General features: G+C 62.8%; 15 protein-coding genes. 8 read left to right on the forward strand and 7 right to left on the reverse strand.

What is annotated here, in order from left to right:
- The gene (locus B9H00_RS07415) at positions 1 to 1632 is read right to left on the reverse strand and encodes a gamma-glutamyltransferase family protein (protein ID WP_086900117.1); all 1632 of its coding nucleotides are present in this window, start codon (positions 1630 to 1632) and stop codon (positions 1 to 3) included.
- A gap of 210 nt (positions 1633 to 1842) precedes the next feature.
- On the opposite strand from B9H00_RS07415, the gene B9H00_RS07420 reads away from it, so the two are divergent.
- Positions 1843 to 2505, forward strand: a complete 663-nt coding sequence (locus tag B9H00_RS07420; RefSeq protein WP_086900118.1) for a GntR family transcriptional regulator — start codon at positions 1843 to 1845, stop codon at positions 2503 to 2505.
- 42 nt (positions 2506 to 2547) lie between these two features.
- On the opposite strand, the gene B9H00_RS07425 is transcribed toward B9H00_RS07420, so the two are convergent.
- Entirely contained in the window at positions 2548 to 3570 is a 1023-nt protein-coding gene (locus B9H00_RS07425) for a 2-hydroxyacid dehydrogenase (protein ID WP_086900119.1), read from the reverse strand.
- A 222-nt stretch (positions 3571 to 3792) separates the two neighbouring features.
- Between B9H00_RS07425 and B9H00_RS07430 the strand changes: the two genes are divergently transcribed.
- The 3 genes from B9H00_RS07430 to B9H00_RS07440 are packed head-to-tail and all read left to right on the forward strand — an operon-like array spanning position 3793 to position 8503.
- Positions 3793 to 5550, forward strand: coding sequence for an MFS transporter (locus tag B9H00_RS07430; protein ID WP_086900120.1), 1758 nt, complete (start codon positions 3793 to 3795; stop codon positions 5548 to 5550).
- Positions 5551 to 5586: 36 nt separating this feature from the next.
- Positions 5587 to 7584 carry a RecQ family ATP-dependent DNA helicase gene (locus B9H00_RS07435; RefSeq protein ID WP_086900121.1) on the forward strand — a complete coding sequence of 666 codons (1998 nt, stop codon included), beginning with the start codon at positions 5587 to 5589 and terminating at the stop codon, positions 7582 to 7584.
- Position 7585: 1 nt separating this feature from the next.
- Positions 7586 to 8503, forward strand: coding sequence for a histone deacetylase family protein (locus B9H00_RS07440; protein WP_086900122.1), 918 nt, complete (start codon positions 7586 to 7588; stop codon positions 8501 to 8503).
- Positions 8504 to 8571: 68 nt separating this feature from the next.
- Here B9H00_RS07440 and B9H00_RS07445 read toward each other — a convergent pair whose 3' ends face one another.
- The 5 genes from B9H00_RS07445 to hemC all read right to left on the reverse strand — a co-directional run bounded on the left by B9H00_RS07445 (position 8572) and on the right by hemC (position 15708).
- On the reverse strand, positions 8572 to 11295 hold the full coding sequence (locus tag B9H00_RS07445; RefSeq protein ID WP_236944385.1) for a M16 family metallopeptidase: 2724 nt from the start codon (positions 11293 to 11295) through the stop codon (positions 8572 to 8574).
- Positions 11296 to 11453: 158 nt separating this feature from the next.
- Positions 11454 to 12674 (reverse strand): heme biosynthesis protein HemY, encoded by a 1221-nt coding sequence (locus B9H00_RS07450; RefSeq protein ID WP_086900123.1) that lies wholly within the window; start codon positions 12672 to 12674, stop codon positions 11454 to 11456.
- Positions 12671 to 13927: a uroporphyrinogen-III C-methyltransferase gene (locus tag B9H00_RS07455; protein ID WP_086900124.1), complete on the reverse strand. Its 1257-nt coding sequence runs from the start codon at positions 13925 to 13927 to the stop codon at positions 12671 to 12673. The genes B9H00_RS07450 and B9H00_RS07455 overlap by 4 nt, the downstream gene beginning before the upstream one ends.
- Positions 13928 to 13944: 17 nt before the next feature.
- The gene (locus B9H00_RS07460) at positions 13945 to 14745 is read right to left on the reverse strand and encodes a uroporphyrinogen-III synthase (protein WP_086900125.1); all 801 of its coding nucleotides are present in this window, start codon (positions 14743 to 14745) and stop codon (positions 13945 to 13947) included.
- A gap of 9 nt (positions 14746 to 14754) precedes the next feature.
- Positions 14755 to 15708: a hydroxymethylbilane synthase gene (gene hemC, locus B9H00_RS07465; RefSeq protein ID WP_236944386.1), complete on the reverse strand. Its 954-nt coding sequence runs from the start codon at positions 15706 to 15708 to the stop codon at positions 14755 to 14757.
- A 196-nt stretch (positions 15709 to 15904) separates the two neighbouring features.
- Here hemC and argH point away from each other — a divergent pair, with 196 nt between their 5' ends.
- The 4 genes from argH to dapF are packed head-to-tail and all read left to right on the forward strand — an operon-like array spanning position 15905 to position 19771.
- Positions 15905 to 17332, forward strand: coding sequence for an argininosuccinate lyase (gene argH / locus B9H00_RS07470; RefSeq protein WP_086900127.1), 1428 nt, complete (start codon positions 15905 to 15907; stop codon positions 17330 to 17332).
- A complete protein-coding gene (gene lptM, locus B9H00_RS17205) occupies positions 17329 to 17661 on the forward strand; it encodes an LPS translocon maturation chaperone LptM (protein ID WP_086900128.1) in 333 nt (110 codons plus the stop codon). The genes argH and lptM overlap by 4 nt, the downstream gene beginning before the upstream one ends.
- The gene (gene lysA, locus B9H00_RS07480; protein ID WP_086900129.1) at positions 17658 to 18944 is read left to right on the forward strand and encodes a diaminopimelate decarboxylase; all 1287 of its coding nucleotides are present in this window, start codon (positions 17658 to 17660) and stop codon (positions 18942 to 18944) included. The genes lptM and lysA overlap by 4 nt, the downstream gene beginning before the upstream one ends.
- Positions 18941 to 19771 (forward strand): diaminopimelate epimerase, encoded by an 831-nt coding sequence (gene dapF / locus B9H00_RS07485; RefSeq protein ID WP_086900130.1) that lies wholly within the window; start codon positions 18941 to 18943, stop codon positions 19769 to 19771. The genes lysA and dapF overlap by 4 nt, the downstream gene beginning before the upstream one ends.
- Positions 19772 to 19789: the final 18 nt, after the last annotated feature.

Genomic DNA, 19789 nt, shown 5'->3' on the forward strand with positions numbered 1-19789 from the left:
TCAGAGCACCGCGATACTGGAATCGGTGCGTGGCTCGGTGCCGCCGCAATAGACGCCGCTTTGCGGGTCACGAAGGATGATCTGGCCACGACCGTAGGCCGTGCTGTCCACCGCCAGGGTCATCTGATGGCCGCGCGCGCCCATCTCGCGGATCACATGCATCGGATAGCCGGGCTCAATGCCGATCCTGCGTCCGCCCATCCATTGCCAGCGCGGGGCATCGAGCGCTGCCTGAGGATTGAGACCAAAATCGACCAGATTCATGACAATCTGCATGTGTCCCTGGGGCTGCATGAATCCACCCATGACCCCAAAGGGTCCCAGCGCCCTATCACCCTGGGTCAAAAAGCCCGGGATGATGGTGTGAAAGGTACGCTTGCCGGGTGCCAGCACGTTGATGTGATCGGCTTCCAGGCTAAAACCGTGCCCGCGATTTTGCAGTGAAATACCGGTCCCCGGCACGACCACGCCAGACCCGAAGCCGTGATAGTTGCTCTGGATATAGGACACCATGTTGCCGTCGCGGTCGGCGGTGGCCAGATAAACGGTGCCGCCGGCCTGAGGCTCGCCGGGTTCGGGGTCGATGGCGCGCTCACCGATCAGGCGACGGCGGGTATCGGCGTAGGCATCGCTCAATAACGAGGCGACGCTGGTGCGCATGTGCTCGGCGTGAGTGATGTGATAATGGCCATCGGTATAGGCCAGCTTCATCGCCTCCAGCTGACGATGCAGCAGCTGCGGATCGTCACGCACCGTGATGTCGAAGCCTTCCATCATCTGCAGGGCCATCAGGGCCACCATGCCCTGACCGTTGGGCGGAATTTCCCAGACATCCACGCCGCGGTAGTTGACCGAGATCGGCTCAACCCACTCGGGCCGGTAATCGGCAAGATCGTCCGCCCGGAGATAGCCGCCCGTTTCACGGGAAAAGGCATCGATGCCCTGAGCCAGATCGCCTCGATAAAAGCTTTCGCAGCGACTCTCGGCAAGCGCTTCAAGCGTGGTCGCCAGCGCCTCGTTGCGATACATCTCGCCAGGCTGCGGCGCATGGCCTTCAGGTGCAAAATTCTCAAGCCAAGGGGCAATGGCCGGGTCATCCGCTCTGGCGCGAAATTCTTTCTCGGCTCTCTGCCAGAGCTGGCTGATGACCGGCGAGACGGGAAAGCCTTCCCGCGCGATACGAATGGCCGGCGCCAGCAGCGCGGCAAACTCCAGCCGGCCGTATTGCCTTGAAAGTTCTGCCCAGGCCGCGGGAATACCGGGAACGGTGACCGGCGTCCAGCCGTGCAGGGGCATTTCACCATAACCCGCCGCCCTGACCGCCTCGGGCGTCAAGCGCTTCGGGGCATGCCCGCTGGCGTTAAGCCCATGAAGCCTGCCTCGCCCCTTCGTGTCTTCCGCCAGCCAGACCAGTGCAAAGGCATCGCCACCGATACCGTTGCCGCTGGGTTCTACCACCGTTAATACAGCGGCGGTCGCAATGGCGGCATCGATGGCGTTGCCGCCCTGGGCCAGAATATCGCGCCCGGCCTGACTGGCATGGGGTTGAGAGGCCGCCACCATGCCGTGGCTGGCATAGGTAGCGCTGCGGCGGGAAGGAAAGGGATTGTTGTGATCGAAAGCGAGCGGCATGGCGTTCTCTATTTTGTTCTGCGTCGAATTGTTATTTGGTTCGCTGAAAACCGTAGAGCCTGCGATAAAACGCGCGGATCGTTTATAGTGTAAAAAATCGATTTTTTACTATGGCGTCGTATTCTCCTGCAGGTCAAGCCCCATGTTGGCAGGCGACCCGGGAATCGCGCGGTAGTGAGTTGGCACCCCTGCATAAAAAGGCCCGTCTTTATGAACACCGAAGCCCCTGCAGCGAGTACGGCGGCAAGCCAGTTGTACGCGGTACTGAAGCGCGACCTGATCGATGGCCGCTTCACCGCGGGACAAAAACTGGCGATCACTGCACTGAAGCAGTACTACGGCGTTGGGCTGAGTCCTCTGCGGGAAGTGCTGAATCGTCTGGCCGCCTACGGCCTTCTTGAGCAGGAAAATCAGCGCGGCTTCCGGGTACCCGCCCTCAAGCGCAGTGAACTCGACGACATCACCGATCTGCGTCAGCGGCTCGAGGGGCAGGCGCTGGCCCAGGCACTTCAGTCAGGCGGCGATGAATGGGAAGCCGGCCTGCTGGCGGCCTTTCACCGGCTCAAGCGCGCCGATGAAGCGCCGGAGAAACTGGAGCACTGGGAGCAGATGCATCTACAGTTTCACCGTCATCTTCTCGAGCCCTGTGGCTCCCCCTGGCTGCTTCGCTTTATTGAACAACTGCATGATCAGTTCGACCGCTATCGCCGCATGGCACCCGCCAACGACACGGTTCGAGCGACCCTTAACGACCAGCACGCTCAGCTGGTCGATCTGGCCATGACACGCGATGTCTCTGCAGCTCGGGCACTGCTTGAAGAACACATCCGGCTCTCCTTTGAGGTGGCCCGGGGCGCCTGTCACGGGCGTTGACCCCGCGATGACCTGCCTGGCTGCCAGTAGCAAGGCCCTTCTTTATGGGGAGACGCTCACCTGGCGAGTGATCAGCGCATTGTCACAGTGGACGCCGCGTGTCAGGCAGAGCAGGTTCTGAAAGGTCACCTGAGCGATTTCGCGCAGGGCCTCGACCGTGAAAAAGCCCTGATGGCCGGTCACCAGCACGTTGGGGAAGGTCATGAGACGCGAGAACACATCGTCATCGATGATCTCGGAGGAGCGGTCCCTGAAAAAAAGCCCACTCTCCTGCTCGTAGACATCGATGGCCAGCGCCCCGAGCTGGCGCGACTTGAGCGCCTCGATCACGGCGCAGGTGTCGATCAGCGCCCCACGGGAGGTATTGATCAGCATCGCGCCGGGCTTCATGCGGGCAAGCGAGGCGTCATTGATCAGGTGATGGGTGGCCTCAAGCAACGGGCAGTGCAGCGAGACGATGTCAGCGCGGGCCAGCAGGGTATCAAGCGCCACGATCTCGCCGATATCAGCAAAATCTGGTGCGGGAAAGGGGTCACTCCCCAGGACCCGACACCCCAGCCCCTTGAAGATACGCGCCGTGGCCAGGCCGATACGGCCGGTGCCGACAATCCCGACCGTCCTGCCATGCAGGGTCACGCCCAGCAGACCATCAAGGGCAAAGTTGCCTTCCCGCACCCGGTTGAAGGCGCGATGCGTATGACGATTGAGCGTTATGGCCAGTGCCAGGGCATGCTCGGCCACCGCTTCGGGTGAGTAGGCCGGTACCCGCGCCACGAAGAACCCGAGGCGCTCGGCGGCGGCCAGATCAATGTTATTGAACCCGGCGCAGCGCAGCACGATGGCCTTCACCCCCATGCCGGCCAGGGCCTCGAGCACGACCGCATCAAGCACGTCATTGACGAACACGCACACGGCGTCACTACCCTCGGCCAGCGCCGTGGTCTGATGGGTTAGCGTCGCCGTTTGATAAACCAGTTCAAAGGCCTCATCGGCAAAGCCCTCGAGACGGGTCTCCTCAAAAAAACGTTCATCGTAGGGCTGGGCACTATAGAGGGTGACTTTCATGGAACACTCCGCAGACTGGTGGCGCTAGGGGGCGGCGGTTGATGGTCGGCTGACGACGACTTTAGCAGGCGCCCTGAGGACGGTTTTGATGCAGGACAAATGGCCGAAAAAAGCGGTGCAATGCCCTGTTGGTCGTCACGAAACGGCGTAACATGAAGCTCTGCCCGGCCCGGTTTCAGATGCTATCGAATTGATCGGACGCTACCGACTAAAGAGTGCCTCATGCTGCAGCCTGTATCCCGCCAGAGTGACCTGACATTAGAGAAGACCGCCATTCCGCCTCGTCCGGAGGACGTCAGTACCTGGGCGCCGCTCTCTATCCCTGCCTTTCGCATCATCTGGATCGCCAACCTCTTCGCCAATCTGGGGGTCTGGGCACAGTCAGTGGCCGCGGCCTGGGTCGTCACCTCGGCCCAGTCAAGCCCCGTCATGGTCGCCATGATCCAGGTGGCCGCCGCCGCGCCTCTGGTACTGATGTCGATTGTGACCGGCGTGATTGCCGACAACTACGATCGACGACGGGTGATGCTGTTCGGGCTGTTTATCGAGGTGCTGGGCGGGGTCTTTATCACCGTCATCGCCTTCATGGGGATGCTCACGCCGACCCTTCTGATCGCCTCGATCCTGTGTGTCTCCGTCGGTGGGGCCATCACGACGCCGGCCTGGCAGGCCGCCGTCAATGAGCAGGTACCACGTAACCTGGTCAGCAGCGCCGTGTTGCTCAATAGCGTCAACTACAACGCCGCCCGCGCCATCGGCCCGGCCATCGGCGGCATGCTGCTGGCAGCGCTGGGGCCGGCGTGGATCTTTCTGCTCAATGTCTTCTGCTTTTGCACCCTGATCTGGGCGCTGTGGCGCTGGCGACGTGCAGTGCCTGAAAAGCATCTGCCGCCCGAGCGGCTGTGGGAAGGCATCAAGGCCGCCATCCACTTCACCCAGTACTCCAGCGTGACGCGTCTGATCATGCTGCGCTCATTTGTCTTTGGCATCTCGGCCAGCGCCATCTGGGCCCTGCTGCCGCTGCTGGCCCACGATCATCCCGGCGGCAGCGCCTCGCTCTATGGCTACATGCTGGGTGGGCTGGGCGTCGGGGCGATTGCCGCCAGCATGCTGGTCAACCGGGCCCGACGGCGCCTGGGCAGCAGCCGATTGATCAACGTGGCGGCCATGGCGCTGGGCGGCGTGATGCTGGTCCTGGGCGGCATCAGTACGCTCTGGGCGGTATTTCCGGCCCTGATCCTTGGCGGCAGCTGCTGGATTGCGGCGGTGGCCTCCTACAACTCCTCCGTACAGGTACTGGTGCCGGACTGGGTCAAGGCCCGAGCACTGGCGCTCTATCAAACGGCGCTCTATGCCGGATTGACGATGGGCTCATTTCTCTGGGGCCACATGGCCGAAAGTCTGGGCACGCAGACGGCGCTTTTGATGGCCGGGGCCCTGCTCATGGTCTCGGCACTGATGTTCTGGCCCTCGCGCCTGCCGGCGCTGGACAGCGACAGCCTCATGGGCGCGCCGGAGGCCCGAATCGAGGCGCCGGATTTCGACTTTGACCCGGCCCGCGGCTCGGTGATGGTCACTATCGAGTATCGCATCGAGGCCGATCAGGTTCGCGACTTTGCCCGCGCGGTACGCCCGCTGCGTCGGCTCAGACTGCGTAACGGCGCCAAACGCTGGTCGCTGTATCGCGATATCGAAGCGCGCGATCTCTGGCAGGAGGTCTTTCTGGTCCCCAACTGGCTGCAGCACCTGCGCATGCAGGACCGCCAGACGCTGGCCGACCGAGCCATAATCGAGCGGGTGGCGGCCATGCATGTGGGCCCCGAACCACCGCGCATCCGCCACGGTGTGAGCTATCGCACGGCCCGTTACGACGGCGAGGGTGTGGCCCTCAGACCGGTACAGACCACCGCCCATGATGACCAGGCCCCCTGGGCGGAGGATCATCACGCAGCGCCTGACAGCGCGCCACCCGAGCGTTAGGCTGTCGCCTCTTTCAGTGATGACCGGAGCCTTCGCATGCCCACTGACGCGACCGCCCCCGCGCGCCACACCCTCGAGACGGTTTTCGGCCTCGAGCACTTTCGCGAAGGCCAGGGCCCGGTCATCGAACGGGTGCTGGCCGGACGCTCCACGGCAGCCATCTTTGCTACCGGCGCCGGCAAGTCGCTGTGCTATCAGCTGCCGGCACTGCACCTGCCGCACCTGACGCTGGTCATCTCACCGCTTCTGGCGCTAATGCAGGACCAGCTCGCCTTTTTGAAATCCCGCAGCATTGCGGCCGAAAGCATCGATTCGACCATGGACCGCGACGCCGTGCGCGAGGTGATGACGCGCGCCCGCCAGGGGGAGTTGAAGATTTTGATGGTGTCGGTCGAGCGGCTGCGCAACGAACGCTTTCGCCACTTTCTCCACCAGATCCCGATCTCCCTGATGGTGATCGACGAGGCCCACTGCATCTCCGAATGGGGCCACAACTTTCGACCGGACTATCTACGCCTGCCCGAATACCAGCGCGAGTTTAATATCTCTCAGGTGTTGCTGCTGACGGCCACGGCCACGCCCGGCGTCATCGAGGACATGCAGCGAAGCTTTGCCATCGATCAGGGCGATGTCATCACCACCGGCTTTTATCGCCCCAACCTGAACCTGCAGGTGCGACCGGTGGCACAGGGCCAGCGCGTTGATGCGCTGATCCACTGGCTGGCGCCGCAGCAGGTGTCAGGTCAAAAAGCCCCGACCATCATCTATGTCACCCTGCAGCAGAGTGCCGAGACCGTGGCACGGGCACTGCTGGCGCGCGGCCTTCAGGCACGCGCCTATCACGCGGGGCTGACCGCCGAGGTGCGCGATGAGATCCAGCAGCAGTTCATGCGTGGCGAGGTGCCGGTCATCGTCGCCACCATTGCCTTCGGGATGGGCATCGACAAGCGCAACATTCGCAATGTGGTGCATTTTGACCTGCCCAAATCGATCGAGAACTACAGCCAGGAGATCGGTCGCGCCGGCCGGGATGGTGCGCCCTCGACCTGCCTGATGCTGGCCGGCCGTGACGGGCTGGGCGTGCTTGAAAACTTCACCCACGGTGACACGCCCGAGTGCGAAGGCATTCAGCGAGTGCTGGAAGAGATTCAGGCCGCAGGCCGGACGCCGGAACGCCAGTGGCCGGTCGTGATGAACACGCTCGCGCGCGACAGCAACATTCGCACGCTGCCGCTCAAGACCCTGCTGGTGCGCCTTGAGATGCAGGGCGTCATCGCGCCGCGCTTTACCTACCTGGCCGAATATCGCCTGCGCTACGAGATGGCGCCGGCGGAACTGGCCGCAAGGTTTGAGGGCGAGCGCGCCGACTTCATCCGGCTGGTGATCGACAATATCCCCATCGCCCGCACCTGGGGCACGGTGGATTTCGAACGTCTTCATCAGGCCGGGCTTGCCGCCGGCATTGATGCCACACGCACCCGCGTCATCACGGCCCTTGAGTACTTTCAGGATAAGGGCTGGGTGGTGCTGGAAGGCAAGCGTATGACGGATGTCTTCGAGGTCTGCCAGCCCGACATCGATCCACCGGCCATGGCTCGCGAGCTGCACGAGGGCTTTTGTCACCGGGAGCAGGTCGATATCGAGCGGCTATCCAGCATGCTGGCACTGTTTGAAACGGACACCTGCCTGTCCCGACGTCTGGCGCTGCACTTTGGTGATCCGCGCGCGCCCGAGCGGTGCGGACACTGCTCGGTCTGCGACGGCCATGTCGCCCGACTGCCAATCTCACCGATGGCCACCCCCCTTGAGGAGATCGACTTCGAGACCGTGGCCGAGCCCTTCATCGAGCGCCATCAGGCGCACTTTCAGCACGCCCCGACGCCCGAGCGGGTCACGCATTTTCTCTGCGCGCTGGCCATGCCGGTATTCACGCCCCTCAAGGCCCGCGGGCTCAAGACATTTGGCGCACTGGAGGGCTATCCGTATCCGCAGGTGCGGGCCTGGGTCGATCAGCACCTGAGCGCCCACAGCTGACATGCGCCTGCCGCTCATTCATCACCCGGGCTATACGTTTGACTGGCCCGAGCGCCACCCCTTCCCGATGGCCAAGTTTCGCGCCCTGCGCCAGCAGCTATCAAAGCTGGGCTTTGACGATGATCCGCTGATCGACTGGATCACGCCGACGCCGCCTTCCAGCACTCAGCTGTTGCGCGCCCATACGGAAGGCTGGCTACAGGCCTTTTATCTGGGTGACAGCGACCCAAAGGCCAGAAAACGCAGCGGTTTTCCGTGGTCGCCTCAACTGGTCGAGCGCACGCTGCTGGAGGTGGGCGGCACGCTGGCCACGCTGCGCGCGGCGCTTGAAACGGGCCTAGCCTGCAATACCGCCGGCGGCACCCACCACGCCTACCCGAACGCCGCCAGCGGCTACTGTCTGCTCAACGATCTGGCGGTGGCGGCTCATGAGACGATCGCCGTACACGGCATAAAAAACATCCTGATCATCGACTGCGACGTGCATCAGGGCGATGGCACCGCGTTTGCCTTTCAAAACGACCCGCGCGTGTTCACCTGCTCGATTCACGGTGTGGACAACTTTCCCTTCACCAAGCGCTCAAGCGATCGGGACATTGCCCTGCCCCGTGGCACCGATGACCTGGCCTACCAGGCCGTACTGGAGCACGAGATCCCGGCACTGCTGGATCAGGTGCGCCCCGAACTGGTGTTGTATGACGCCGGCGCCGACGTACACGCTGGCGACCGGCTGGGGCATTTCGAGCTGAGCCTTGAGGGCATCTACCGGCGCGATCTTTTCGTGCTAAAACAATGCCGCCAGCGTGATATTCCGGTGACAGCGGTGATCGGCGGCGGCTATGACCGCGATCTCACCGCACTGGCCGAGCGCCACGCACAGCTGTTTCTGGCCGCGCACGAGATCATCCAGCCGTCATGAAAAAGCGCCGGGGCATGGCCCCGGCGCTTTTGATCACAGCAGCGTTTTACCTGTTATCAAGGGCGCGACTACTCCGCCGTCGGCCCGCGAATACCGGTGACAAAACCCTCCGGGCGAATATGCGCCCTGAAGGCTTTTTGCACCTCGGCCGGGGTGAGCGCCACGAACTGCTGCGCCGCCTTCGTGGTGGCATCCAGCGGTTTGTCGGAGAGTGCCAGGTTCAACAGTGAACCGCTGATGGCTTCGTAGCTTGCTGCCTGCATTGGCATCGCGCGCAGCAGAATGCTTTTGGCTCGATGCAGATCGCTGTCGCTGACCGGCTCGTTTTGCAGACGCTCAAGGTTATGAATGATCAGCTCGCGTGCCTTCTGGACCTTGTCAGGGTCGCTGCCGAAGCTGACATTGAAGCGCCCGCGATGGGCCTCAAGGCTCAGGTTTGAGCTCACGCCATAGACCAGCCCGCGCTGTTCGCGCAGCGCCTGATGCAGCCGCGAGGCAAAATCGCCGCTGAGGATCTGATTGCCCAGAAACAGCGCAAAGCGATCATCACTGTCGCGGTCGATATCGATCATCTGCGACATGGAGACCTGCGACTGGCTGGCGGCACTGTCGGGCGTGTGATAGGCGCCAGCGTCGTTAAGCGCCACTGTCGGATACTCCACCTCCGGCTTTGGCCCACTGGCCTGCCAGCCGCCGAAGTAGCGCTCGACCTGATCGCGCACCTGTTCGGGGTCGACGTCACCGACGACCACCATGGTGGTCATGTCCGGGCGTGATACGCGCGTAAAGTACTGCTTCACATCCTCAAGCGTGATGCTCTTGAGCGACTCGGGTGTCATGTGGCGCTGCATGGGATCATCTTCGGGCAGCAGCGCCCCCAGCATGGCGTAGGCGTTCTGAAACCCCGGGCTTTTCAGACGACCGGGCAGCGCCTGAGCACTTTGCTGCCTGAGGGTATTAAAGGCGTCTTCCGAGAAGTTCGGATGAAGCTGATGCTCGGCCAGCAGCGCCAGCCCCTCGTCAAATTTCGCCTTTGGCACCACCAGTCCAAAGCTCGTACCAGCGCTCTCTTCGGCGCCGAGCTCATCAACCGCGGCGCGCAGCGCCCGGCGATCCAGCGACTGACTGCCATAACCGTACATGCCTTCCAGAATATCGCTGACCCCTTCCTTGCCCGGCGGGGTCTGAAGGTCTGCATTGGTCTGGATGGCCCCGCTCACCATGACTCGGTCGCTGGCCGTTTCAGGCTGTACGATCAGGCGCAGGCCGTTGTCCAGCTGATAGTCCTTCGGATCGAGCGTTGAGACCGGAATGTCGAGATTATCAAAGGCGTGCTCGGCCCAGGAAGGCAGCGTCACCGGGCCGCTGGGCGTGGTGGTCAGCTCCTCCGGCTTGCCGTAGCCGTCGCTGCTGGTCGGCGCACCAGACGCCTCCGGCGTCAGTACGGCGGTAATGGCGTGCTCGGGTTTCAAAAGCCTTCTGGCCAGCGCGTTGACCTCATCCACGGTGACCGCCTCGTACTGCGCCTTCATCTGCTGAGGGGAGTCGAGCCCGCGCTTGATCAGCGCATCGGACCAGGCGCTGGCCAGTCCCGAGACGGATTCACGACTGGCATCCACGTCTGCAATGATCCGGCGTTTGGCTGCAGCGACCAGCGACGGGTCCACACCGTTTTTGACCACGTTCTCGATGATGTCCTGCATACGCGCCTTGATCGGCGCCGGATCACCGCCCTGCGGGAAGACCCCCACCGCCATGGCCAGCCCCGCATGAGGCTGCAGCTGCCCTCCCATGCCACCGGCCAGTGCCGTGCCGTCATAACCCATGGCGGCCAGCTCACCGCGCTCGGAGCCCAGCACATCCAGCAGCACCTGGGTGATAGCGAAGTCATCGTCCTGCAGACCGGGCGTGCGCCAGCCCATATAGATCGAGCCATAGGGGCTGTTGGTGGGCAGCTCGATGGTGCGTGCCCTGACCGGTTCGAAATCAAAAGCGGGGCGCTCGGGCAGCGTCTTTTCGGGAATGTCGCCGAACAGGGTCTTCACCTGGCCGAGTGCCTGCTGCGGGTCCACGTCGCCGGCAATCACCAGTGTGGCGTTATTGGGCACATACCACTGATCATGAAAGGTCTTCAGGCGCGCTGCCGTGGTGTTATCAAAGGAATCGCGCGTCCCCAGCGGTGTCCAGGCATAGGGCGTACCGCGATAGAGTTCCTCGACCAGCTGGGTATAAAAGCGAAAGGCAGGGTTGGATAGATTGCCCGACACTTCCTGTTCGATGGCACCGCGCTCCTGGTCCCAGTCCGATGCACTCATGTCGATGGCCTTCATGCGCGAGGCCTCGATATGCAGGGCCACGTCCAGATCCTCGGCCGGTACGGTGAAGTGATACTGGGTACGATCATTTTCGGTAAAGGCGTTCATGTTGCCGCCCATATTGGCCGAAATGACCGAGAGCTGATCCTTTGAAAGCCCCGGGCCGCCGCGAAACATCATGTGCTCAACGGCATGCGCGGTGCCGGGGAATTCGCTGGAGGCCTCGCTGGAGCCCACATGGTAGTTGACCTGAGTGGTCACGACCGGTGCCAGGTCACTGTGGACGATCACGACCTCAAGGCCGTTATCCAGCGTGGTACGCAGTACGTCATCCTGCTGATCCTGCGCCTGGGCCGCGCCCATGCCGGCCACGACCAGACACAATCCAAGCGCCAGCCCTGCAAGGCGGCACCCCGAGCGTGACAGACGCGCACGCCACAAAAAGCCGACGTTATCCATGATGGCTGTTAACTGCATACCCGTTGCTCTCCAAAACATTGCTCTTCAAAACATCGTTCCCCGAGACGTTGATTCTCTGCGCGGCCACTCACCAGACCGCACGGGTTAACTCAAAAAATCGTGATGATGCCATGAAAAAGAGCGCCCGCAGGCGCTCTTTCATTGAGGTGTCGGAACTAGCTGGTATGTTCGCTGGGCTGCGGCAGCGCCGGCAGCGAGCGGTCCAGCAGCTCCACGCTCTTGCGATAGTAGTGCTGGCTCTTGCTGTGCTGACCAAGACTGGCATAGAGCCTTGCCAGCTCGGCACAGGCCACACCGCTGGGGCGCTGGCGATGGCTGGCCTCGAAGTACTCCTGTGCCTTGCCCCAGTAGGCATTGCGCAGCGAGAGCCGGCCCAGCGTCATCAAAAGCTCCGGATCGTTGGGACGCTCCTGCAGCCATTTTTCGGCCGTGACCAGCTGACGCCCGGGCTCGACTGACAGCAGGCCATAGTGCGCCACTAGCCGACTGTCCCAGCGGCTTCGCAGCGACTGGCGAATCATGCTTTCAGCTTCGGCCGCGTCATTACCGCGCTCCAGAATGGCGGCCTGCAGCAGCACCAGATCCACGTCGCCCTTCAGTGTTTCCGGCATTTCGGCCCAGAGCGTGCGGGCGCGGTCATAATCCTTTTGCTGATCGGCCTGAGTGAGAAGCGCCAGATAGGTGCGCCGCTCGAGCGTTTTGCGCTCTTCTTCGCTGATCAGGTCGTGGCGTTCGAGCTTCGGCAACAGCTGGCGCATGCCCTCCCAGTCTTCCACGTTGAGATAGGCCTGCTTGAGCAGCTTGAGCACCTGCGGGTGCTCAGGCATCTGCGCCTGAAGCCGTGTCAGGGTGGCCAGCGCCTGTTCGGACTGCTGACGATCCAGCATCAGCTGCGCCTGCACCAGCCCGACAGCGCTGTCAGCGCCCTCGGTGCTGTGATGGGCCTTTTTCAGAAGCTCATCGGCCTGCTCATGACGGCCCTGGTAGTGGGCCGCCAGCGCCGCGGAGAGATAATTGACCAGTGGCGTGGAGGAATCCTCGGCCGAGCGGGTCAGCGACTGTTCGGCGCGCTTCCAGCGACCTTCTGCCAGCGCCACCAGTCCCTTGACGGTACGATGCATGGCCTGACGGTTGCGGGTGCGGGCATTCCAGAGCTTCATTCGGCTGACCGGACGACGCAGACGCCAGAGCAGACGCAGGACAAAATGTACCACCAGAAAGAGCGCAAACAGCAGCAACAGGCCGAACCAGAAGGAGGTCTGCAGCGAGATGTCGCCGACCCGAATCAGGATATAGCCCGGCGTAGACATCATCAGCTGGCCGATCAGCGCCCCGGCTGCCAGCCCGACGACAATGAACAGGATCAGCTTTCTCATGAGGACGCCCCCTGACCGTTACCGTTGCGACGGGCGTTTTGCAGCTTGTTGATGGCCTCGATCGAGCCGCTGATATCAGGCAGTTCGGGACTGATATTGCGCTGTGACAGCGACTTGATCTGCTCGCGCAGACGCTGGACGTTGCTGTCGTCGGTGCGGAAGTAGGTCGTGATCAGCTTGCCGGCACGCTCAAGGCTGTCCTGATAGATCTTCTCGTTGCTGCGCATGACGCCCAGCTGGGCCTGTTCCAGCAAAAGCCGTACGTTCTGGCGCAGATAGCCTTCCTGTGCGGGCGTGATCAAGGCTTCCAGCGGCTCGTCATGGCGACGCACCGTGACCAGATCCTTGAGCTGAGTCCCCATGCGCGAGAGCTGTTCGCGCCAGCCACCGGTAAAGAGCGAGCCGTCATCCTTCTGCGCGGCCAGCGCCTCGCTTTCCTGGGACAGCGGCAGCTCATCAACGCGATCAGCCATCGCCGAGAGCGTCAAAAACAGGCCGTTGCGGTCAACCTCGGGCAGGCTCTTCAACTCGGAGAGCTCGGAGGCGATCGCCCGGCGCACTGGCAGCTGAGCCGGGTTGTCGATCTGCTGCAGGCGCTGATCGGCGGTTTCAAGCAGCGACTGGGCGCCACTGACATCACGCTCGAGCTGCAGACGCTGGTTGGCCATGCGCAACAGGTACTCGATCTCGGCGTTTTGCCACTGGCGCTCGTCGGTCTGCTGACTGCGTGTGAGCTCTTCCATCACGCGCGACAGCGCCTGATCGTTTTCCTGCAGTTTTGACTGAAGCTGGCCAAGACGCTGGTCACGCGACTCGAGCGCGCTTGAGACCTCGCGAGAGGACTGGCTGCTGCTCTGCTGGACCTGATTGACGTCCTGGCGCAGCTGATCCATCGCGTTGCGCTGCTGATCGAACAGCCAGGCCCCAAAGCCCAAGGCAGCAAGCGACAGCAGGAGAAGAACGAGCAGAATGGGGAGCAATATCGATCGACGCCCCCCCTTTTGACGCGGGCGATGCTCGGGACGCATATCACCGGGCTCGAACGGGCGACCGCTGCTGCTAACGCCGGACTGGGACGAGCCCGGCCCGGTCATGCTGCCGGTGCGTGCGTTTTCGCCGGTGACGGCGGCATTTTCCGCCGCCCCGTCGGTTCCGGTGCCTGTCGCGGCGCCATGGGTCGATGCATCGCCAGTAGACGCACTGCCGGAAGATGCATTGCTGCGATCGTCGTTATCGTTTTCCTGCTTGCTCATTTATCGCTGCCCTTTTTTTAATCGGGTATGCCCGGCGCCTGCTGCCAGGCCATGGCCGAGGTCTCTGCCAATGTCTGCGGCGTGGCATCGCCGGCAATGAAAACACATTCGAAGTGATCCCTGCCTGCCATTGTAGCCAATCGCTGGCTGGAAACGACCAGCGGTCGCTTCCGGGTCACCGGGGTACACCAGTGATCAAGGTACTCAAGCTGCTCCTGGCTGGTCACGACCAACACTGCAAAATCGCCCCGCGCCAGCCGGTCACGCATGTCTTCACCGGGTGGCTGTAGCCGTCGCTCATAGAGTGACAGCCGCGATACTTCGGCGCCACGTTCAAAAAGCGTATGTTCAATCAGCTCACGCCCGCCTTCTCCCGAGACCAGCGCGATGCGCTCCCCCGCAATGGCCTGAAGACCCGGCATGTCGAGCAGCGCTTCGCTGGCACTGCCCGTGCCCGGTCCGGGGGCGCTGACCTCCACGCCCAGCCCGGCCCTCAGCACTTCGGCGGTACTCACGCCGGTGGCATGGAAGTCGATGCCGGCAGGCAGCTGCGGCCAGCGTGCCTCAATGGCCTCAATCAGACAGGCTGCGGCAAACGGACTGGTGCAGATCACATGACGGAAGTTATCCAGATCATACAGCAGCGTGCGCGTCTGTGGGTCCGGCTCTCGTGCGACCAGGGTCATGATGTCCAGAGACCGGGGCATCAGCCCCACCTCTTCGAGCGCCTGCTCCAGCGCCTGCGCGCGGGCGCCGGGGCGCGCAATCAGGGCTGTCGCTGTATGACGCGTGCCATGGCTCGAACACGAAGAAGACATCCCGGATCCTCAGCGCGGCGGGCGCTCATCGGCATAAACGGCATCAAGAATGGCGCCGGCACCGCGGGTGAGCAGCTCTTCGGCCACCTGAATGCCCAAAGTTTCCGGGTCATCGGCCGGCCCGCGTGACTCGGCATGAATGACCTGAGAGCCATCGGGCGCACCGACCAGAGCACGCAGCCACAGCGTCTGATCATTGTCTTCCAGCACCGCATAACCGCCGATGGGCACCTGACAGCCGCCTTCAAGACGGGTATTCATGGCCCGTTCGGCCCGTACCCGCAGGCTGGAGGGTTGATCGATCAATGGTGCAATCAGCGCTCGCAGGGCTTCATCATCACTGCGACATTCGATGCCCAGCGCGCCCTGACCGCAGGCCGGCAGCATGACTTCCGGGACCAGCCGCTCGGCGATGCGCATGTCCAGATTGAGTCGCTCAAGCCCTGATGTCGCCAGCACGATCGCGTCAAACTCGCCGGCATCCAGCTTGCCCAGCCGCGTCTGTACATTGCCACGCAGGCTGAGCACTTCCAGATCGGGCCGGGCCGCACGAATCTGCAGGGCACGACGCAGGCTTGAGGTGCCGATACGCGCCCCCTGTGGCAGCGCATCGAAATTCGGATAATCGTTGGAGACAAAGGCATCGGTGGGCGCGCCGCGATCCAGAATGGCATGCAGACCCAGCCCTTCGGGAAAGCTCATCGGCACGTCCTTCATGGAGTGCACGGCGATATCGGCAAGGCCTGCCAGCATCGCCTCCTCGAGCTCCTTGACGAACAGACCCTTGCCGCCGATCTTGGCCAGCGGCGTATCCAGAATGCGATCCCCGCGCGTGGACATGCCCACAAGCTCGACCTCAAGCCCGGGGTGCAGGGCCTCAAGACGAGACTTGACGTGTTCCGCCTGCCACAGGGCGAGCTGACTCTTGCGGGTGGCAATTCTGATCGTGGCTCTGTCGGACACGAGCACTCCTGATAGCGGCCAAAACGAGAAGTGCATGATAAAGCAGTGGCGCCCGGCAAAAAACAGTCATTGCAGCCATCAGGGGGCGTGTCGCGTGCCGACAGGCCATCGACTTCTTGTTACACTGACGCGCCCATGGAGGCGGTAACGTACCGGCCTCCCGGTCCCGACCCTTTCGATGCAGGATCGCCAGCAGATGACGCAAACCACCAATCAATCCTGGGGCGGTCGCTTCAGCGAGCCCACCGATGCCTTCGTGGCGGCCTTTACCGCTTCCATCGGCTTCGACCAGCGCCTTTATCATCACGACATCCGCGGCTCGATTGCCCATGCCACCATGCTGGCACGTGTGGGCGTGCTGACCGATGACGAGCGTGACGCCATCGTGGACGGTCTCACACAGATCGAGGCCGAGATTGAGCGCGGCGAGATCGAGTGGTCCGTGGCGCTTGAAGACATCCACATGAACATCGAGGCGCGCCTGACCGACCGCATCGGCATTGTCGGCAAGAAGCTCCATACCGGGCGCTCGCGCAACGACCAGATCGCTACCGACATCCGTTTGTATCTGCGTGACGGTATCGACGCCGTGGCCGGAGAGCTCTCGCGTCTGCGCCAGGGCCTGATCGAGCTGGCCGAGCGTGAAGCCGACACCATCATGCCGGGCTTTACCCATCTGCAAAGCGCCCAGCCCGTCACCTTTGGCCACCATCTGCTGGCCTGGCAGGAGATGATCGCCCGCGATCAGGAGCGCCTGCTCGACGCTCGCAAGCGAGTCAATATCATGCCGCTGGGTGCTGCGGCGCTGGCCGGCACGACCTACCCGATCGACCGTCACGTCACGGCTGAACTGCTGGGTTTTGAGCGCCCGGCGGAAAACTCGCTGGATGCGGTCAGCGATCGCGACTTCGCCATCGAGTTCACGGCGTTTGCCAGTCTTTTGATGATGCACCTGTCGCGCATGAGCGAAGAGCTGGTGCTCTGGACCAGCGCCCAGTTTGATTTCATCGACCTGCCTGATCGCTTCTGCACTGGCTCCTCGATCATGCCACAGAAGAAAAACCCCGATGTGCCCGAACTGGTACGCGGCAAGACCGGGCGCGTCTACGGCCACATGATGAGCCTTCTGACTCTGATGAAGTCCCAGCCGCTGGCCTACAACAAGGACAATCAGGAAGACAAGGAGCCGCTGTTTGACACCCTCGACACCGTGCTTGGCTCCCTGCGCGCCTTCGGCGACATGATTCCGGCGGTGCGGGCCAAAAGCGACAACATGTATGCCGCCGCCAAACGCGGTTTTGCCACCGCAACAGACCTTGCCGACTATCTGGTCCGTCAGGGCGTGGCCTTCCGTGATGCCCACGAAATCGTTGGCAAGGCGGTAGCCTTCGGTATCGAAGAAGGTCGTGACCTTTCCGAAATGACGCTTGAAGAGCTCAAGCGCTTCTCCAGTTACATCAACGACGACATCTTTGACTATCTGACGCTGGAAGGCTCGGTCGCCGCCCGCAATCACATCGGGGGTACGGCCCCCGATCAGGTGCGCGCCGCGGCCCAACGCGCCCGCGAAGCGCTGACAAGGCTTCCGGCCCATGCCCTTGATCAGAAGGATGGTGCGCAATGAACCGCCTGATACTGGCCATGATGACCACTCTGGTGCTGGCCGGCTGCGGCCAGACCGGCCCTCTCTATATGCCTGACAACCAGCAGGCCCGTGACCGCTACGACCCGCAGGGCGATTACCAATCAGGCGACGCCCAGGCAGACAGTGCGAAGCAGGACAGCGCCCGTCAGGATGATGCACAACAGGGTGACGATGCCGAGCACCAGAGCGCCATCAGCGTGCCCGAAGGCGACAGCAGCCCTGCCACCACTACGGCCGGCACGGTAGGCGGTGCCGCCTCAACCGGTGCGCCCGCTTCACCGGCCGCTGCCGGTCAGGGGGGCACATGAGCACGCATTTTGTCTGGCACGATGAGCAGCTTCACGTCGAGCAGCTGCCGCTTTCAAGCGTGGCCGAACACTTTGGCACGCCCTGCTATGTCTATTCAGCCGCGGCCTTTCGCCAGCACTTTCTGGATTACGCCCGACCGCTTGAGGGCACGCGTCATCTGATCTGCTATGCCCTCAAGACCAACTCGAATCTGGCCATTCTCAACCTGCTGGCCCGTCTGGGCGCAGGTTTTGACATCGTCTCGCTCGGCGAGCTCGAGCGTGTACTGGCCGCCGGCGGCGACCCGGGTCGGGTGGTCTTTTCCGGCGTGGGCAAGCGTGAGGACGAAATGGTTCGAGCGCTGGAGGTAGGCATCAAGTGCTTCAACGTGGAGTCCGAAGCCGAGCTTGAACGCCTCAACGAGGTAGCCGGCCGTTGCGATCAGGTGGCCGCGATCTCCATCCGGGTCAATCCGGATGTCGATGCCCGCACGCATCCCTATATCTCCACCGGGCTCAAGGACAACAAGTTCGGTATCGCCATTGCCGATGCCGAGCGCGTCTATCAGCGCGCCGCCGAGCTGCCCCACGTGAGCCCGGTGGGCATCGATTGCCATATCGGCTCGCAGCTCACCGAGCTCTCGCCCTTTCTGGATGCACTGGATCGACTGCTCACCCTGTATGACCGTCTGGCGGAGCAGGACATCCACATCAAGCATCTGGATCTGGGTGGCGGACTGGGCGTGGATTACGCCGGCGAAATCCCACCGCCGGTGGCGGACTATATCGCCGCCCTGCGTCAGCGCATCGGGAATCGCGACGTCGAGCTCATCTTCGAGCCCGGCCGCTCGATTGCCGCCAATGCCGGCGTTTTGCTGACCCGGATCGAATACCTGAAGCCGGGCGAGGCGAAAAACTTTGCCATCGTCGATGCCGCCATGAATGACCTGATCCGGCCGACGCTCTATCAGGCCTGGCAGAACATTACCCGGGTGGATCAGCGCCAGACGCACGATACCAGGCACTGGGACATCGTGGGACCGGTCTGCGAATCCGGCGACTATCTGGGCAAGGACCGCGAGCTGGCCATTGCCCAGGGCGACCTTCTGGCCGTGCACTCCGCCGGTGCCTATGGCTTTGTGATGGCCTCGAACTACAACACCCGGTCACGTCCGCCGGAAGTCATGGTGGTGGGTGATCAGATGCACCTGGTACGCGAGCGCGAACCGCTGGCCACGCTATGGGCCGGTGAAGCGCTGCTGCCGGAGGCGGCCATCGCGCCGCAGGGACGTCACGCTTCATGATGCTGCACTTCACCAAGATGCACGGGCTGGGCAATGACTTCATGGTGGTCGACCTGGTCACCCAGCGTGCGCGACTGGACAGCGAGCGCATCCGCACCCTGGCCGATCGTCGCTTTGGCATCGGCTTCGACCAGCTTTTGCTGGTCGAGCCACCGTCACGCCCGGACATGGACTTTCGCTATCGCATCTTCAATGCCGACGGCAGCGAAGTGGAAAACTGCGGCAACGGCGCTCGCTGTTTCGCTCGCTTCGTGCTGGATCAAAGGCTCACCGCCCGACGCGAGATTGCCGTTCAGACGGCCGGCGGAAATCTGCTGCTGAAGGTGGCCGAGGACGGCCGGGTCCGCGTCGACATGGGTGCTCCCCGCTTCAACCCGGGGGACATCCCGCTGACGGCCGACGGCGAAAGCCACGCCTACACGCTGGACGTCGATGGCGAAACGGTCACCATGGATGCCCTGTCGATGGGCAACCCTCACGCCGTCATTGATGTAGAAAGTGTCGATCACGCCCCCGTGACCACCCTTGGGCCGCGCGTCGAGACGCATCCGTGTTTTCCAAGGCGCGTCAACGTGGGCTTCATGGAAGTCGTGTCGCGTCAGCACGTGCGGCTGCGCGTGTTCGAGCGGGGCGTGGGCGAGACCCTGGCCTGCGGCACCGGCGCCTGCGCCGCCGTGGTCAGCGGTATCCGACGCGGCCTGCTGGATCAGCACGTTGACGTGACCCTGCCCGGTGGCACTTTGAGTATTGAATGGGCCGGTCCCGGGCAGTCGGTCATCATGACCGGTCCGGCCGAGCGCGTTTTTGACGGCCGTATCGTGATATAGCCCAGCCCTTTCGGGAGA

This window comes from Kushneria marisflavi (assembly GCF_002157205.1).
Taxonomy (GTDB): domain Bacteria; phylum Pseudomonadota; class Gammaproteobacteria; order Pseudomonadales; family Halomonadaceae; genus Kushneria; species Kushneria marisflavi.

Coding starts and splice junctions, on each gene's coding strand:
- B9H00_RS07415 (WP_086900117.1), bottom strand. CDS start 1,632: ATGCCGCTCGCTTTCGATCACAACAATCCCTTTCCTTCCCGCCGCAGC.
- B9H00_RS07420 (WP_086900118.1), top strand. CDS start 1,843: ATGAACACCGAAGCCCCTGCAGCGAGTACGGCGGCAAGCCAGTTGTAC.
- B9H00_RS07425 (WP_086900119.1), bottom strand. CDS start 3,570: ATGAAAGTCACCCTCTATAGTGCCCAGCCCTACGATGAACGTTTTTTT.
- B9H00_RS07430 (WP_086900120.1), top strand. CDS start 3,793: ATGCTGCAGCCTGTATCCCGCCAGAGTGACCTGACATTAGAGAAGACC.
- B9H00_RS07435 (WP_086900121.1), top strand. CDS start 5,587: ATGCCCACTGACGCGACCGCCCCCGCGCGCCACACCCTCGAGACGGTT.
- B9H00_RS07440 (WP_086900122.1), top strand. CDS start 7,586: ATGCGCCTGCCGCTCATTCATCACCCGGGCTATACGTTTGACTGGCCC.
- B9H00_RS07445 (WP_236944385.1), bottom strand. CDS start 11,295: ATGCAGTTAACAGCCATCATGGATAACGTCGGCTTTTTGTGGCGTGCG.
- B9H00_RS07450 (WP_086900123.1), bottom strand. CDS start 12,674: ATGAGAAAGCTGATCCTGTTCATTGTCGTCGGGCTGGCAGCCGGGGCG.
- B9H00_RS07455 (WP_086900124.1), bottom strand. CDS start 13,927: ATGAGCAAGCAGGAAAACGATAACGACGATCGCAGCAATGCATCTTCC.
- B9H00_RS07460 (WP_086900125.1), bottom strand. CDS start 14,745: ATGTCTTCTTCGTGTTCGAGCCATGGCACGCGTCATACAGCGACAGCC.
- argH (WP_086900127.1), top strand. CDS start 15,905: ATGACGCAAACCACCAATCAATCCTGGGGCGGTCGCTTCAGCGAGCCC.
- lptM (WP_086900128.1), top strand. CDS start 17,329: ATGAACCGCCTGATACTGGCCATGATGACCACTCTGGTGCTGGCCGGC.
- lysA (WP_086900129.1), top strand. CDS start 17,658: ATGAGCACGCATTTTGTCTGGCACGATGAGCAGCTTCACGTCGAGCAG.
- dapF (WP_086900130.1), top strand. CDS start 18,941: ATGATGCTGCACTTCACCAAGATGCACGGGCTGGGCAATGACTTCATG.